This window comes from Neisseria sp. 19428wB4_WF04, from assembly GCF_015235335.1.
GTDB lineage: Bacteria > Pseudomonadota > Gammaproteobacteria > Burkholderiales > Neisseriaceae > Neisseria > Neisseria musculi.
Genome location: NZ_JADGLG010000009.1, coordinates 15485 through 30043, shown reverse-complemented (window position 1 = coordinate 30043; position 14559 = coordinate 15485). Strand labels below are relative to the sequence as shown.

Genomic DNA, 14559 nt, shown 5'->3' with positions numbered 1-14559 from the left:
TGCGGGTTGGGAAGGGGATTGGATTGTAGCACAGGGCAGGTGGGGCGCAACGGCTGTGCAGGGTTGTTTGAAGATTACCGTGCGCCCACTTTATTCCCGTTACGGCATGATTTCCGCTGCCGTGTTGCTGGGCTTTGGTCAAAGGAAAGGTTGTGCCGGCCGCGAAGCGGTAACGCAACCAGCTCGGTGCTGTTTGCAGACTGCGGCCCGGTATTGAAAATGCAGCGTATTTATAGGCCGTCTGAAATGAAAGGCCGTCTGAAAACGGCTTTCAGACGGCCTTTTACCGTTGCCGGATTCAAAACGGCATCATACGGAGTTTATTTGCTGTTTCTGCCGATACGGTGTGTGCGTGTAACCGGATATTTCAGACGGCTGCAGAGAATGCTGTCCCTGCTATGGGCAAGCAAGCCTTCATGCTGTCTGAAAGTTTGAAATAGCGTGGTTGCCGCACAGGCGGGTGCTTGAATGAAAATATTGAAGCATTGATTCAACAGATAATTGGATGCCGAATCCCCAACTTGCGCACCGGCGGAAACTTGTGCTCAAAGCGGGAGACACTCGAGATTGATGCCGTCCCTCCCCCCCTCCAAAAAAACTTCCGCGCCGGGGGGGGGAACAGGGCAAATAAATTTTTTGCGGTGTTTTGAAGGTGTGAAGGTTTCCGCCGGTGTGGCCGGCATCGTACGCACCGCCATACAGAGCTCGGGACCGGTTGCTGTTGTTTTTTAAGTAAAATATTGATTAATAAAATAAAAAATACCCCCGGTATGGCGGCCGTTTCAGACGGCTTATTCGATATTCTGCACCTGTTCGCGCATCTGCTCGATCAACACTTTCAATTCCACCGATGCTTGTGTGCATTCGGTAGCGATGGCTTTGCTGCCCAGCGTGTTGGCTTCGCGGTTGAGTTCCTGCATCAGAAAGTCCAAGCGTTTGCCCACGCTGCCTTTGGCGGTGGTAACGATGCGGCGCACTTCGCCGATATGGGTGCGCAGGCGGCTGAACTCTTCATCAACATCGGATTTCTGTATAAACAGGGCAAACTCCTGCTGCAGGCGGTCGTTATCGATGTTGGCCACCGCTTCTTTCAGACGGCCTTTCACTTTTTCCATATGCGCTTCGAGCAGGCTGGGGAAAATGCTGTTTAAGCGGTTGATGATGTTTTCCATTTCGTCCAAGCGTTCCAGCAGGTGTTGCGCCAGCTTTGCGCCTTCGCGCCCACGAGCGGCGGCAAAATCGGCCAAGGCCTGTTGCAACAGCAGCTGAACGGTTTGGGCGAGGGCTTCTGCATCTTCGTTTTGGCCGGCGAGCACGCCGGGAAATTTTAAAATGTCGGCCACGGTGAGTTTGCCCAAGCCTTCGTATTGTTTGCGCCATTGCGTGTTGAGGCCGGCCAGTTGCGCGGCCAAATCCTGATTCACGCTCAGGCTTTGCGCATCGGGGGCATTGTCTTGAACTTGGATGCGGCATTCGATTTTGCCGCGCAAGGCCTGGGCGGTGATGCTTTCGCGCAGGCTGCTTTCGAGATGGCGCAAGTCTTCGGGCGTGCGGAACTGCACATCGAGGTAGCGGTGGTTTACGGCGCGTAATTCCAAGTTGATGCACTTGGTGCCGCATTCGCCTGCGGCATTGGCAAAGCCGGTCATGCTGTGGATGGCCATGGTGTTTTACTCCGGGTGGTGTTTATTGTGGGGGTAATCGGTTTTCGTGAGCCGGTTAAGGTGTAGCAGCACCGCAGCGGATTCATGCTGCGGGCGGGATGGGTCGGAATATACCATATCTGGGCGTGTTATAATCCGCTCACATTGAAACATTGAATATGAGGACAAAACAATGGCTGCCTACACCCGCACCGCCCGCGCTGCCGATGCTTTGCGCGAAATCCGCATCACTCCCGGTTTTCTGCCCCATGCAGACGGTTCGGCGCTCATCGAATGCGGCAACACCAAGTTAATCTGTACCGCATCGGTTGATGAGGGTGTGCCGCCGTTTCTGCGCGGCAAGGGGCAGGGCTGGATAACGGCGGAATACGGTATGTTGCCCGCATCCGCCGCTTCGCGTATGCGCCGCGAGGCGGCAGCCGGCAAACAGAGCGGGCGCACACAGGAGATCCAGCGTTTAATCGGCCGCTCGCTGCGCGCGGCGGTAGATTTGGCAAGCTTGGGCGAGCGTCAGATTATCATCGACTGCGATGTTGTCCAGGCCGATGGCGGCACGCGCACCGCCGGCATCACGGGCGCATTCGTGGCCTTGCAGATGGCGTTGGACAAATTATCGGCGGCGGGGCTGCTGCCGCACAATCCCGTGCGCGAAGCAGTGGCGGCAGTGTCGGCAGGCATAGTGGGCGGGGTGCCGCTGCTGGATTTGGACTACATCGAAGATTCGGGCTGCGAAAGCGATGTCAATATGGTGATGACGGCTTCGGGCAAAATCATCGAAATACAGGGCACGGCAGAAGGAGCGCCGTTCAGCGTAGAAGAATTGGGCGCATTGATTAAGCTGGGGCAGAAAGGCATAGCCGAATTGGTGCGGCACCAGCAGCAGGCCTTGGCAACTGCCCGCCGCTGATGCGGCACAGGCATCTGCCGCCGAACCCGTCTGCAAAACGTATCCAGGCCGTCTGAAAATAGAAAAATTTGATGCCGCTGTTTTGTATAACGATATTTCTGCGCAAACGAAACCCCGCCTTAGAGCTGTAGGGTTTTATTCCAAAAGCCGGCAGGCAGCGGCATTTATACACTCTGCAGAGCCTGCAAACCAAACCAAAAAAACCGGCCGTCTGAAAAACCAACCGCGTTTTCAGACGGCTCCACACCCTGAATCAAACCTATGATAAACAAACCTATCCTGCCCGGTATCAGCGGCGGCGCTGCCTATAAATCCTGCGGACCCGTGCGCCTTTTGAAAAAGCAAGGCGGCAGCCCGGGCAGCGTTTGCTGAATTTTGTGAAGACGGAAAATCAAATAAATCAGGCCGTCTGAAAAAACCAACCGCGCTTTCAGACGGCGCATATTCTGAATCAAACCTATGATAAACAAACATATCCTGCTCGGCATCAGCGGCGGCATCGCCGCCTATAAATCCTGCGAACTCGTGCGCCTTTTGAAAAAGCAGGGCCACAGCGTAACCGTGGCAATGAGCCGCGCCGCCGCCGAATTCGTTTCACCGCTCACTTTTCAGGCCTTAAGCGGCAACCCCGTGCTGACCGAAACCCACGGCGTGGCATCCGGCGGCAACGGCATGGCGCACATCAACCTCACCCGCAGAGCCGATGTGTTTCTGATTGCCCCTGCCAGTGCCAACACCATCGCCAAAATCGCAGGCGGCATTGCCGACAACCTGCTCACCAACTTGGCCGCCGCGCGCAAATGCCCGCTGGCCGTTGCCCCGGCAATGAATGTGGAAATGTGGTTCAACCCTGCCAACCAACGTAATATTGCACAGCTGCGTTCAGACGGCATCACCGTGTTCCAGCCCGCTGAAGGCGAGCAGGCTTGCGGCGAAACCGGCGTGGGCCGTATGCCCGAAGCCGCCGAGCTGGCCGATTTGCTGCCCGATATGTGGAGTGCCAAATTATTGCAGGGCAAAAAAGTGCTGATAACGGCCGGCGCAACATTTGAAGCCATCGACCCCGTGCGCGGCATCACCAATATTTCCAGCGGCCAAATGGGCATGGCGATCGCCCGCGCCTGCCGCGCCGCCGGAGCGGAAGTGTCGCTGGTTTACGGCCAAATTCAAACAGGGTTACCCACCGGTTTGGCGCACGCCGAGCAGGCGGTGAGCGCCGAAGCCATGTACCGCGCGGTGATGAACCACATCGGCGGCCAAGACATTTTTATTTCCGTGGCCGCCGTAGCGGACTATAAAGTGAAGAACAGCAGTGCACAAAAACTGAAGAAAACCGCAGACGGCACCCCGCCCCTTATCGAACTGGCCGAAAATCCCGACATCCTCGCCGCTGCCGCCTCGCTTTCCAACGCCCCCTTCTGCGTGGGGTTCGCCGCCGAGAGTGAAAACATGCTCGAACATGCACGCGCCAAACGGCTGAAAAAAAACATTCCCATGTTGGTAGCCAACGATGTAGCAGTAGCGATGGGCAAAAGCACCAACCGCATCACCATCATTACCGAAACCGGCGAAACCACGTTTCCCGAAACCGATAAAGACCAAGCAGCTGCAGAGATTGTGAAGACAATAGCGCAAAGCGTCTGATTCGGAGGGCGGAAGATTTTTTAATCTATAAAATACGGTTGATTAATTTTGACAAAGACCAAGCAAAGGGATGGCTATGCAAGTATGGTAGTAGTGTTGTAATACTGTATCAATCTAAATTTAATCTATCAGAATAATTATTTACTCTATTACAGCGTTGTGCTGTACCTTAATCTAAAGAGCAGAACAGCTAGATAAACTGTAAAAGTGGCAATATCATCGGTTCTATACCAGCGATATTGTCTGCAACTTATCACCTTATCAAAATTGAAACAAGGAAATTTGATTATTTTAGAGGCTGAAGTAGATTAGCCCTAAATACCACACCAATCCCGCAAGATTTTCAACTGCTCACTTGGTGTGCCAAAGTTAAAACGAAACCCGCATTCTTTCAAGAACAGGGAAAAAGACTTCCGGTCGATTCCGTTGTATTTGCGCAGTACACGCTTGGCCTGATTCCAAAAATTCCCAATGCCGTTGATGTGGTTTTGCCTCCGGGCAAATGTCTTGCCGTGGTTAATCCTATGGTGGTGAAAACTGCCGACATCCGGGACATCATCGCTGCTTAAACTGTCGGTATACACCACACTGTCCGGCATGATTTTCTTCGCAATAACAGGCAACAAACTCTCTTTTTTGGCGTTATCCACGACCACGGTATAAACCTTGCCGCCATGTTTGAGGATACCGAAAACCACTTTGCCTGCGGCTCCTGTGCCGCGTTTTCCTTTGCGCTTACCGCCGGAGCAGCTCATCTGACTACGGAACCTTCAAAAACCTGATGCCTCCAAGGCCGAATGATGGCTGATGACGAGGCGGATTTTTCGGTAAAAGAGTATGGCGGTGTTGGGCCGGATACCCAAGACATCGGCAGCCGAACGGGCGGTAACTTCCGGCACAAAATATCCGAGTAGTGTCTTCTGTACTTTTTTCTTAATTTACAGTTTGTTATCTTCATTTTAGCAGCCTGTCATGACTGCTAATCTACGTCAGCCCCTTTATTTTAAGGTTGGCTTTTGCTGGTGCAGGAGTGGTGATAATCTGATGTTTCAGACGGTATAGTAAATTTTGTAAAATTTTCCGGCCGTTTTATTCCCGCAATGCTGCTACTAGAGCGTTTAATACCGGTGAGCTTATGTGGTGGTTGGGGTAATAAAGATAATAGCCGTCATAGCTTATTGCCCAGTCATCGAGCACGCTTACCAGTGCGCCGCTTGCGAGCTCTCTGCTGACGATGTCGTCAAACACGCAAACCAGTCCTAAATCTGCCAGTGCGATTTGTTTGAGCAGCTCGCTGCTGCCGTCGGCCAACAGCCGGGCCTGTGGGTGGAATTGTAGGGTTTTGCCGCTTTGGGGATGGCGGAGATCCCATGTCCAAACGGCACCGGTGGTGGGCTGCCTGGAAGAATGGCATTCGTGGGCAGACAAATCAGCAGGGGTTTGCGGTGTGCCGTGTGCGGACAGATAGGCAGGGCTGGCGATAATGCGCATGGTGAGCGGCGGGGAAATGCGCACGGAAACCATATCTTGCGCGATATAGCCGCCCAGTCTGATGCCGGCATCGAAGCGTTCGGCAACAATATCGACCATGCGCGGTTCGCAGGCAGGTTCGAGGCTGATTTCGGGGTATCGGCGTATAAATGATTGTAGTTTTTTCCACAATACATAGCGGAAGGCGTGTAGGTTGCCGTTGATGCGCAGGCTGCCTCTGAGCGTGTTGCGGAAGTTGCCGAGATTATTGAGGCCGGCATCGATGGCTTCAAACAGGGGGCGAGATCGGTATAAAGCTGCCTGCCTGCTTCGGTAAGCGAGATGCTGCGGGTGGTGCGGTGAAACAGCCTGATGTGCAGCCGGTTTTCCAGTGTGCGTATGGCGTGGCTCAATGCAGAGGCGGAAACGCCCATCTGTGCGCCTGCTTTGGTGAAGCTGCCGGTTTGTGCTACCGCAATAAAGGTGCGCAGGTCGTTGAGGTTTTCTTTTATGGTGATCGGCAAATTTATTTCACAAGTGGTGTGGTTTTACCCGTTAAAGGAAACGGGTAACGGCTGCAATGCGCTATAGTAGATTCATTTTAAAATGATGATGGCGGCAGCTTTGCACTGCCTGTAGCTTTCTGCTTTGTGTTTGTTGGCGGGCCAGTCGTATCAGGCCGTCTGAAAGATTTTTTTCAGACGGCCTGAGTTTTTCTGATGCGGGAAAACTGCATACGGAGAAGCCGATAATAAATAAATTATATTTAAAAATTAATTAGTTATTTGTTAGCCGCTCGCCATAATGCCGCAGTTTGATGGGCGGGATTGCTGCAGCCTGCTTTAAAACGATGATGCGCTGCTTCCCCTTATCGTGCTGCCTGCGGCTTTCTGCTTTGTGTTTGTCGGTGGATTGGCCGTATCAGGCCGTTTGAAAGATTTTTTCAGACGGCCTGATAGTTTCGATGCGGGGCCGGTATAACCGGTATGGGAACGATTCTGCTGCTGCCTCGGGGATGACTGGCATGGCTGTTCTCTTCGATTGAGTCACAATAATGCCGCAGTGCGGCAAGTGGGGCTCGGTTTTTTCCGGCTTCAAATGATGGTAGTGGCCCGCTTTGCTGTTAATTATCGTTGGATTAAATTGAAATCGATGCGGCTCTTGCCTTGCCGCAGCTTGCAGCGTTTGCGGGTTGCCCGCGCTTTGTTTTGTCAAACTTAAACCTATGGCAAGATAAATTCTGCCAAGAACCCGGCCTAAGTTTATCGGTAAGCATGCTGAAGAAGTTGGGCTGCCTTTAAAACCAATGGCCGAGTTTTGCGGCTTTGGTGCTGAGGTAGCGTTCGTTTTCTATGTTTTCCCCCACTTGCAGCGGCACACGTTCGACCACTCTGATGCCGGCATCGGCCAGCACCTGCACTTTTTCAGGGTTGTTGGTTAAGAGCTTCACTTCTTTCACGCCCAAATGCTCGAAAATATGCTTGGCCGGCGTGAAGTCGCGGGCATCTACCGGCAGACCCAGTGCCACATTGGCCTCCACCGTGTCCAAACCCTGATCTTGCAGCCGGTAGGCGCGGATTTTATTGATCAGGCCGATACCGCGCCCTTCTTGACGCAGATAGACAATCACGCCGCGCCCGGCCTGCTGCACAGCCTGCATGGCTGCCTGGAGCTGCGGGCCGCAGTCGCATTTTTGCGAAAACAGCGCATCGCCGGTTAAGCACTCGGAATGTATGCGCGCCGGCACCGGCGTGCCATCAGCAATATCGCCCATGGTCAGCGCCACGTGTTCCTGTCCGCCGGTTTCTTCAAACCCGTGCAGCGTAAACACGCCCCATTCGGTAGGCAGGCGGCAGGCGGCGATAAATTTCAACGGTTTAGTCATTTTGTTCCTCTTGATATTCGGGTTGCAGCAACGCAGCCATCGGCTCGGCCAATGCCAGTGCCAGCGCCACCCAATCGGCCTGAACGGCTTCAGTGAGCGCACCTTTGCTTTCGTATTCCACATGGACAACGCCGAGCACACTGCCGTTTTGCGAGCAGACCGGCAGCGACATCTGGCTTTGGCTGCGGCTGTTACGGCTGCCTTCGAGCGCCCCGGAAGCAAGCCAGTGCGACACATCTTCTGCCAGATTCAGCCAACCGGTTTGCGCCGAACGCACCGGCAGGTGGAAACGGGCATACTCTTCATTAACCGGCATTTGTTGCGCCAACGCCAGCCCTTGTTGCGCCAAACGCAGCAGAAACGGGCTTTGCCCGGACGGCAGCAGGGCATACACCACCGCACTTTGCGCGGCCACGGTTCGGCTGTAGGCAGAATCCAAGGCCATGAAAATCTGCTTCAGCAGGGCTTCGTGTCCGGCGGTGGGCGCGATATGTTCCGACAGCACGGCATCACCTGCGGCATACCATAAAACTTCGCGGTCGATTTCGCCCCGACCGTTGTGCATCACTGTTTGCGCAGCCAGCACGCCCACGCGGACCTCATCTTCAGATAACCGCAGACCTTGCGTTTGCAGATAATCGCGGATCAGTGAAACAGGCATGGCTTCCCTTTTCTTGCATTAATTCGGCATTGAGGCCGTCTGAATCTTTCAGACGGCCTATCTGGTTGTTTCGTATAATTGTGCGCATTATACCTTTTTTCAAGCTCGGAAGATTGGCATCTTTGCCGGCTTTAGGTATAATCCCTCGTTCCATTTCATTTTATGCGGAAGTGGCGAAATTGGTAGACGCACTGGATTTAGGTTCCAGCGCCGCAAGGTGTGAGAGTTCGAGTCTCTCCTTCCGCACCACTATCAAAAAACAACAGCCTTTACGGGCTGTTTTTTTACGTCTGATACTGTCCAACGCCACAAACCAAGATTCAAGCACAGCAAGGCTTACAGCCCGATAAAGGGCATTTTCAGACAGCCTTGATTATCCAATACAGTAAAATCCCGTCTAATTGAATAAACCAAAAAACGGGGGTATATTTGGGGGTGTCTGAAAATACCCCTAAAAAATACCCCCAAAATGCCGTTAAACAACCGCCAAATAAAGAACGCCAAGCCCGCCGAGAAGCCGTACAAACTGGCAGACGGCGGAGGTATGTTTTTGCAGGTTACACCAGCGGGCGGCAAGTTATGGCGGCTGAAATACCGCATAGACGGAAAAGAGAAATTACTTTCAATAGGCAAATATCCCGCCGTTTCTTTGTCTGAAGCCCGTAAAGCCGCCGAAAATGCCCGCCGCTTGCTTGCCGCAGGCCAAGACCCCGCCGCCAAGCAACAGGCCAAACAGAAACGGCAGATCGCCCTACTGAATACCTTTGCCGCAATCACGCAGCAATGGCACGCCCAAAACTGCCGCCGGGAAGAGAACACGCCGGACGCGTACTGCATTATTCTGAAACAGCGTTGTAGCTCCGCAGAAACCGGTTTCCTGTCGGAAACAGACGTTTTCCCGCATATCGGCAGCCACCCTCCGATTAAAGAATTTCGGATAAACGATATAAAGACCGTAAATCGAGCATATCGCCGAATGGGGCGCATTGGAAACCGCAGAGAAAATCAGGCAATGGATAGGCGGCGTTTTCAATCATGCCGCCATGCTTGAACAGGCAGACGGCAACCACGCCGCTCCGCTTGTCGATTATCTGCCCAAACGGCAGGCTGCCCATATGCCCGCCCTACCGCGCGAAGAACTAACCGAGTTTTTCAGACGGCCACTGCCGGCCGGTACACACCAACAAAACCGCCTATGCGTTTTGCTGATTATGCTTTGCTTTGCCCGCAATAACGAAATACGAGGCGGCAGATGCCAAGAAATCAACTTTGACAAGAAAACACGGGCAAATTCCCACTGAGCGCATGAAACACCTCCGCGCCCACATTATCCCGCCGGCAAACCGGCCGCTTGAGCTTTTGGCCGAACTTCACGCCATCATGGGGCACAGCCCGTTTCTGTTCCCCAGCCGAACCGCCATAGACGGCCATATCAGCGAAAACACGGCGGGTAAGATTATTAACGGCATGGGATATAAAGGCATGGCCACACCCCACGGCTTCCGAAGCCTTGCAAGCAGCGTATTAAACGAGCAGGGTTATAACCCCGATGCCATAGAGCGGCAGCTAGCCCATGTAGAACAAAACAAAGTAAGGGCGGCATACCACCACACGGAATATCTGCTACAACGGGTAGAAATGATGCAATGGTATTTTAGACTATTTGCTATTTGCGCGAACGGCATAATCAAGCCCACGCTCTGGTTGAGAGTGAAACAAAATGAGCCAAGATATACCCTTTTCTGATTTGCCTGATTTAAGCAATTGGAGACTTACGCCGACACTGAACAATAGAGCAGGCATCATTACTTTTTGGCGGCATTGACCCTACTTTTTGCCAAAATGGATTTGATGATTCGGGCAGGTTTCCCGCCACACAATTCAGGTGCGCATATTGCGAGGCAAGCATTTTTAGGCGATATCATTTTGAAAACGCTTGCTGTTCATGAGCTTTTTTGTTTGACTATAACGGAGCATCATATAAAGCAGGCACATAAACAGGGGCAGAGTATCCATTTGAGGATTGATATTGAGCGCACTAACTATAGTAATGATATTGCCAAACAACGCTGCGAGGGGATGCGTTGGAACATCGTCAACGCCATGAACAAAGCGCAGCCGCACGCTACTGCCGAAACGTTTGCTCGACATCATGAACGCGATTTATCCGCAAGCCACTGCGTTGGAGATGCTCCAGCAGCTCGACTATCTAGCGTATTGTCGAAGCAATGTTTAACGAGTTGATTGAGTGGGTCGTGTCGCTGAATTTCTGCAACGTGGTCTGTCTAAGGTTCGAGCTGTTTGAAAATGTCGAGACTTAACTGCTGGATTGGTGCAGGATTAGCAGCGTGGTGAAACCGAAAATAACATTCTCGACCACTTAGCTTAACATTTTCCGAATATGGATGACATCACCTTGCAAAACGAGCTGGTTCGAGTGATTTTTCTGTCGAGTTTGATAGGCCGTGTTGAGGCAGTGCGGGATATGAGCTGATGAATCCGGAATATATCAAGACAATTTTCGACTTAGAGCCGGAAGCAGTGGTCGAATACCTGAAGCAAAAAGGCGTGACCGTTTCATGGGATTAGCAAGACATACTAGTGGATGATGAGTACGCAACTGATAACCCGGTTTGGAATGCCATGTATCCGTCGATCGATTTCTGCTGCCGCTGCCGCGCGTGCACCCGTTATCGCGTGTCGCAGGTGAAAACCATGCCTTGCTCAGGTCGACATTCGGATCGGCTTCGGCAGTAACGAAATACACTGACTTGCATATTGACGGAAAGTTTGCCGCACTAAGTGTAGGCTTCAATGCCAACCAAGGCTAAGCTATGCTCTTAAGCGGGTTTGCAGTTCGCATCTTGATACTGCTTTTATTTTGATTAACTGCGGTTTGCTATTTAAAAATAACAGGTATTCATCTTGCGTTATTAATTGCTAAGAAGCAAAAATACCGATATGACGAAGAAAAGGCATGATGATTACCACCACGCGGCGCAGAATTCGGCCCAGTGGTTTTTTTCTGCCGACAGTGTTTTCAGATGGCTTTTTATGCGTTTGATTTCCAACTCGTATTCATCGGCATCGAGTGCGCCGCTCATCATGCGGAAGCGCAGAAACATCAGATAAGTGTTGGCGGCATCGGTTTCGCAATAGTTGCGGATATCTTTTAGACGGCCTGCATGGTAGGCTTCCCATACTTTGCTGCCGTCCATGCCGAGTTTGCCGGGAAAGCCGCACAGTTTTGCGATATCGTCAAGCGGTACGCTGGCGCGGGGCTGGTAGAGGGCGAGCAGATCCATGAGGTCGCAATGGCGGTTGTGGTAGCGGTTGATGTAGTTGTTCCATTTGAAGTCGCGGCTGTCGCCGAAATCGCCTTCGCCCATATCCCAATAGCGGGCGGCGGCAATGCCGTGTATCAGGGCGCGGTAGTGCAAAACGGGCAGATCGAAGCCGCCACCGTTCCAGCTCACCAGCTGCGGGGTGTGGGTTTCGACCAGATCGAAGAATTTGGCAATCATGGTTTCTTCGTCATCGCTGGTTTCGCCTATGGTGCCGATGTGGATTTTGTCCTGCCCCCAACGCATGCAGCAGGAGATTGCCACTACTTGGTGAAGGTGGTGCTGCATGAAGTCGCTGCCGGTTTGGGCGCGGCGTTTCTGTTGGGCGAAAACGACCGTATCGGCATCGCTTACGCTGTCGGGCAGTTCGTAAAGGGTGCGTATGCCTTTTACATCGGGTACGGTTTCGATATCGAAGGCTAAAATAGGGGTCATGGCTGAGGCTCCGGATAGTGCTTGGGCATTGTGGCATGAAGCGGCGCGTGCGCCAAGTGTGGTGTGGGCATATTATTTTCGGGTGGGGGTGTATGTTTTAACGGAAAGAAACGCAGAGTTTGATAAAATGCGCGATTTAAGGCCGTTTGAATGTTTCAGACGGCCTTGATAAAAAACATCGAGGAAATATATGAAACCCATCAAACAAATGCTGTTGTACACCCTGTTGTCGGCTTCGCTGGCGGCCTGTGGTCAGACGCCGGTGAAAAATGATCGGCCGCAAAAGGAGAAGGCCGAAGTCAAAACCGGTGCCGAGGCTGCCATTAAGGCCAAGTTGGAAAAAACTTATGCTGAGCAAAAGCTGAAAGTGCAGGGCGTCCGCACCACGCCTATCGGCGGTATTTACGAAGTGGTGGTGTCGGGCAACCAGATTATCTACACCGATGCCCAAGCCGATTATATTTTGCAGGGCAGCCTGCTCGATATCAACAAGCGCATTGATTTGACAGAAGAGCGTATGGCCGAGCTGAATGCTGTTGAGTTTGACTCGCTGCCGCTCGATAAAGCCATTAAAGAAGTGCGCGGCAACGGCAAACTCAAAGTGGCGGTGTTTTCCGACCCCGATTGTCCGTTTTGCAAGCGGCTGGAGCATGAATTCGCCAAGATGACCGACATCACGATTTATAATTTTATGATGCCGATTGCCGGTCTGCATCCTGATGCTGCCCGTAAGGCCGAACAGATTTGGTGCCAGAAAGACCGCACAGCTGCCTGGACTGCATGGATGCGCGAAGGCAAAATGCCGCCTAAGGTTGCGGGTTGTGAAAATCCGGTGGCGGAAACCACTTCGCTGGGCGAGCAGCTCGGTTTTCACGGTACGCCTGCGCTGGTGTTTCCCAACGGGCGTACGCAAAGCGGTTACAGCCCGCTTCCGCAGTTGCAGAAAACGATTGCCGAAAACCAGTAGCCCGCTGCCGGCAAACCGCTTTCATGTTCGGTTCAAGTCCGAGTATGCGGGCGGTCGGATCAAGCCCCGTTTGGATCTGCGGCAGAGCCGGCTGCAGTATGGTTTTTTTCTTGACAAACCAAGCTGTTGCTAAGATAATTCACCAATTAAGCTAAGGTGCTAAAAAAATAGCTTCGGCTTGTGAAAATAATTTTTAAGCCGATAGAGCAGTAACAAAGTCGGCCGGCATTGCCCGCAGTAATGCTGTTTTATACTTGATTTTATTTTAGTGAATGAACCATAGCCGGCCGCCGTTTGATACGGCGGGTAAATTTTTACGGCGGTTTTGTCTGCCGTACCGTTAGGAGGTGGTGTTTGCATCACGGCGCGTATCCCGCCCGGATCTTGGATCCAACCTGCGATACACCAAACTGATTTTAAGGCCGTCTGAAAATAAAAACGGCGGCCTGTAGCGATTTTGATTAAGGAATAAAAATGCCTGCTATCCGTGTAAAAGAAAACGAACCTTTTGAAGTTGCCATGCGCCGTTTCAAACGCGCTGTAGAAAAAACCGGCCTGCTCACAGAGTTGCGTGCCCGCGAAGCCTACGAAAAACCGACCACTGAGCGTAAGCGCAAAAAAGCTGCTGCGGCCAAACGCCTGCAAAAACGTTTGCGCAGCCAGCAACTGCCTCCGAAACTCTACTGATTCCGCCATACTTTTTGATTGCGGTATAAATTAAGTTATACACCGTAAGGCTTCGTCCTTGCGGTGTTTTGGCTATGTATGGCTGCCTGTTTTGTCTGCAGATTGAAACATTCCAATCCACTCAAAATAACGGCAATGTTGGTTTCGACTCCGCCTGAAGAGAGTGGATTGTGTAAGCTGCTGAAGCGGCAGCAGGGGAGAATCCGTATGATTGGTTGTGCTGTTTTCGGCTTGCCGTTTTGTGCTTATTTCGGCAGATCGGCTATAGCGGTGTAAGCTGCAGGCGTAAAAAGCGTCAAACCTAATAGCAGGCCGTCTGAAAACTTGATTTTTTTGCCGGGCGGCATCATTGGTGCCATACCGACTGTTTATTTAACCGAGAGAATTACCATGAGCCTGAAAGCCCGACTTGCCGAAGATATGAAAACCGCTATGCGCGCAAAAGACAGCGTAACGCTTTCTACAGTGCGCCTGATTAATGCCGCCGTCAAACAATTTGAGGTGGACGAACGAAAGGAAGCCGATGATGCCAGGGTAGCGGCCATCATCACAAAAATGATCAAACAGCGCAAAGACAGCGCAAAAATTTACACCGATGCAGGCCGCAACGATTTAGCCGACAAAGAAAATGCAGAAGCCGAAGTCCTCAAACGCTATCTGCCGCAGATGATGTCGGCAGAAGAGATCCGTGTGGCCGTGGAGGCGGCAGTAGCCGAGAGCGGCGCGGCGGGAATGGCCGATATGGGGAAAATGATGGGCATTTTGAAAACCCGCTTAGCCGGTAAAGCCGATATGGGCGAAGTGAATCAGGTGTTGAAGGAAATTCTATCTGCCCGAGGGTAGCGATACCGTCTGAAAAAGCCGTGCCGATGAGGTAGGTGTTTTCAGACGGCCT

The 14559-nt window shown here is 52.2% G+C and carries 16 protein-coding genes, 1 tRNA gene and 2 pseudogenes; 12 read left to right on the top strand and 7 right to left on the bottom strand.

What is annotated here, in order from left to right; all coding sequences use genetic code 11:
• Nucleotides 1–219 precede the first annotated feature (219 nt).
• Nucleotides 220–435 (top strand): hypothetical protein, encoded by a 216-nt coding sequence (locus IR141_RS03715; RefSeq protein ID WP_135034322.1) that lies wholly within the window; start codon nucleotides 220–222, stop codon nucleotides 433–435.
• A 356-nt stretch (nucleotides 436–791) separates the two neighbouring features.
• Here IR141_RS03715 and IR141_RS03710 read toward each other — a convergent pair whose 3' ends face one another.
• Nucleotides 792–1664 carry a YicC/YloC family endoribonuclease gene (locus IR141_RS03710; RefSeq protein ID WP_228068153.1) on the bottom strand — a complete coding sequence of 291 codons (873 nt, stop codon included), beginning with the start codon at nucleotides 1662–1664 and terminating at the stop codon, nucleotides 792–794.
• Nucleotides 1665–1836: 172 nt separating this feature from the next.
• On the opposite strand from IR141_RS03710, the gene rph reads away from it, so the two are divergent.
• The gene (gene rph / locus IR141_RS03705; protein ID WP_135034321.1) at nucleotides 1837–2571 is read left to right on the top strand and encodes a ribonuclease PH; all 735 of its coding nucleotides are present in this window, start codon (nucleotides 1837–1839) and stop codon (nucleotides 2569–2571) included.
• Nucleotides 2572–3033: 462 nt separating this feature from the next.
• Entirely contained in the window at nucleotides 3034–4215 is a 1182-nt protein-coding gene (coaBC, locus tag IR141_RS03700) for a bifunctional phosphopantothenoylcysteine decarboxylase/phosphopantothenate--cysteine ligase CoaBC (RefSeq protein ID WP_194198372.1), read from the top strand.
• A gap of 314 nt (nucleotides 4216–4529) precedes the next feature.
• Here coaBC and IR141_RS03695 read toward each other — a convergent pair.
• From IR141_RS03695 to IR141_RS03680, 5 genes and pseudogenes are all read right to left on the bottom strand, one after another.
• Nucleotides 4530–5173, bottom strand: a pseudogene (locus IR141_RS03695) (IS1595 family transposase).
• A 131-nt stretch (nucleotides 5174–5304) separates the two neighbouring features.
• Complete coding sequence (locus tag IR141_RS03690) at nucleotides 5305–5970, bottom strand: LysR substrate-binding domain-containing protein (RefSeq protein WP_256359853.1); 666 nt, start codon at nucleotides 5968–5970, stop codon at nucleotides 5305–5307.
• Nucleotides 5971–6017: 47 nt separating this feature from the next.
• Nucleotides 6018–6209: pseudogene (locus IR141_RS14170) on the bottom strand (LysR family transcriptional regulator); the annotation flags it as partial.
• A gap of 773 nt (nucleotides 6210–6982) precedes the next feature.
• Nucleotides 6983–7570: a GTP cyclohydrolase II gene (ribA, locus tag IR141_RS03685; protein ID WP_135034319.1), complete on the bottom strand. Its 588-nt coding sequence runs from the start codon at nucleotides 7568–7570 to the stop codon at nucleotides 6983–6985.
• Entirely contained in the window at nucleotides 7563–8231 is a 669-nt protein-coding gene (locus tag IR141_RS03680; RefSeq protein WP_135034318.1) for a hypothetical protein, read from the bottom strand. Before IR141_RS03680 ends, ribA begins: the two co-directional genes overlap by 8 nt.
• 164 nt (nucleotides 8232–8395) lie before the next feature.
• On the opposite strand from IR141_RS03680, the gene IR141_RS03675 reads away from it, so the two are divergent.
• The 5 genes from IR141_RS03675 (at nucleotide 8396) to IR141_RS03655 (ending at nucleotide 10475) form a co-directional block, all read left to right on the top strand.
• Nucleotides 8396–8480 (top strand) — tRNA-Leu (locus tag IR141_RS03675).
• Nucleotides 8481–8700: 220 nt separating this feature from the next.
• A complete protein-coding gene (locus tag IR141_RS14165) occupies nucleotides 8701–9282 on the top strand; it encodes a DUF4102 domain-containing protein (RefSeq protein WP_194198370.1) in 582 nt (193 codons plus the stop codon).
• Complete coding sequence (locus IR141_RS14160; RefSeq protein WP_187000915.1) at nucleotides 9275–9532, top strand: hypothetical protein; 258 nt, start codon at nucleotides 9275–9277, stop codon at nucleotides 9530–9532. The genes IR141_RS14165 and IR141_RS14160 overlap by 8 nt, the downstream gene beginning before the upstream one ends.
• A complete protein-coding gene (locus IR141_RS14155; protein WP_187000916.1) occupies nucleotides 9501–9977 on the top strand; it encodes a site-specific integrase in 477 nt (158 codons plus the stop codon). The genes IR141_RS14160 and IR141_RS14155 overlap by 32 nt, the downstream gene beginning before the upstream one ends.
• A 66-nt stretch (nucleotides 9978–10043) precedes the next feature.
• Nucleotides 10044–10475, top strand: coding sequence for a hypothetical protein (locus IR141_RS03655; protein ID WP_167743026.1), 432 nt, complete (start codon nucleotides 10044–10046; stop codon nucleotides 10473–10475).
• Between the two features lie 740 nt (nucleotides 10476–11215).
• Here the strand turns inward: IR141_RS03655 and IR141_RS03650 are convergent.
• Nucleotides 11216–12010 carry a 3'-5' exonuclease gene (locus tag IR141_RS03650; RefSeq protein ID WP_135034317.1) on the bottom strand — a complete coding sequence of 265 codons (795 nt, stop codon included), beginning with the start codon at nucleotides 12008–12010 and terminating at the stop codon, nucleotides 11216–11218.
• Between IR141_RS03650 and IR141_RS03645 the strand changes: the two genes are divergently transcribed.
• From IR141_RS03645 to IR141_RS03630, 4 genes are all read left to right on the top strand, one after another.
• The gene (locus tag IR141_RS03645) at nucleotides 12009–12179 is read left to right on the top strand and encodes a hypothetical protein (RefSeq protein ID WP_167743029.1); all 171 of its coding nucleotides are present in this window, start codon (nucleotides 12009–12011) and stop codon (nucleotides 12177–12179) included. The two genes, IR141_RS03650 and IR141_RS03645, sit on opposite strands and share 2 nt — an antisense overlap.
• Nucleotides 12180–12200: 21 nt before the next feature.
• Nucleotides 12201–12977, top strand: coding sequence for a DsbC family protein (locus IR141_RS03640; protein ID WP_135034316.1), 777 nt, complete (start codon nucleotides 12201–12203; stop codon nucleotides 12975–12977).
• 474 nt (nucleotides 12978–13451) lie between these two features.
• Nucleotides 13452–13664: a 30S ribosomal protein S21 gene (gene rpsU, locus IR141_RS03635; RefSeq protein WP_085365024.1), complete on the top strand. Its 213-nt coding sequence runs from the start codon at nucleotides 13452–13454 to the stop codon at nucleotides 13662–13664.
• A 390-nt stretch (nucleotides 13665–14054) separates the two neighbouring features.
• Nucleotides 14055–14507 carry a GatB/YqeY domain-containing protein gene (locus tag IR141_RS03630; protein ID WP_135034347.1) on the top strand — a complete coding sequence of 151 codons (453 nt, stop codon included), beginning with the start codon at nucleotides 14055–14057 and terminating at the stop codon, nucleotides 14505–14507.
• Nucleotides 14508–14559 lie beyond the last annotated feature (52 nt).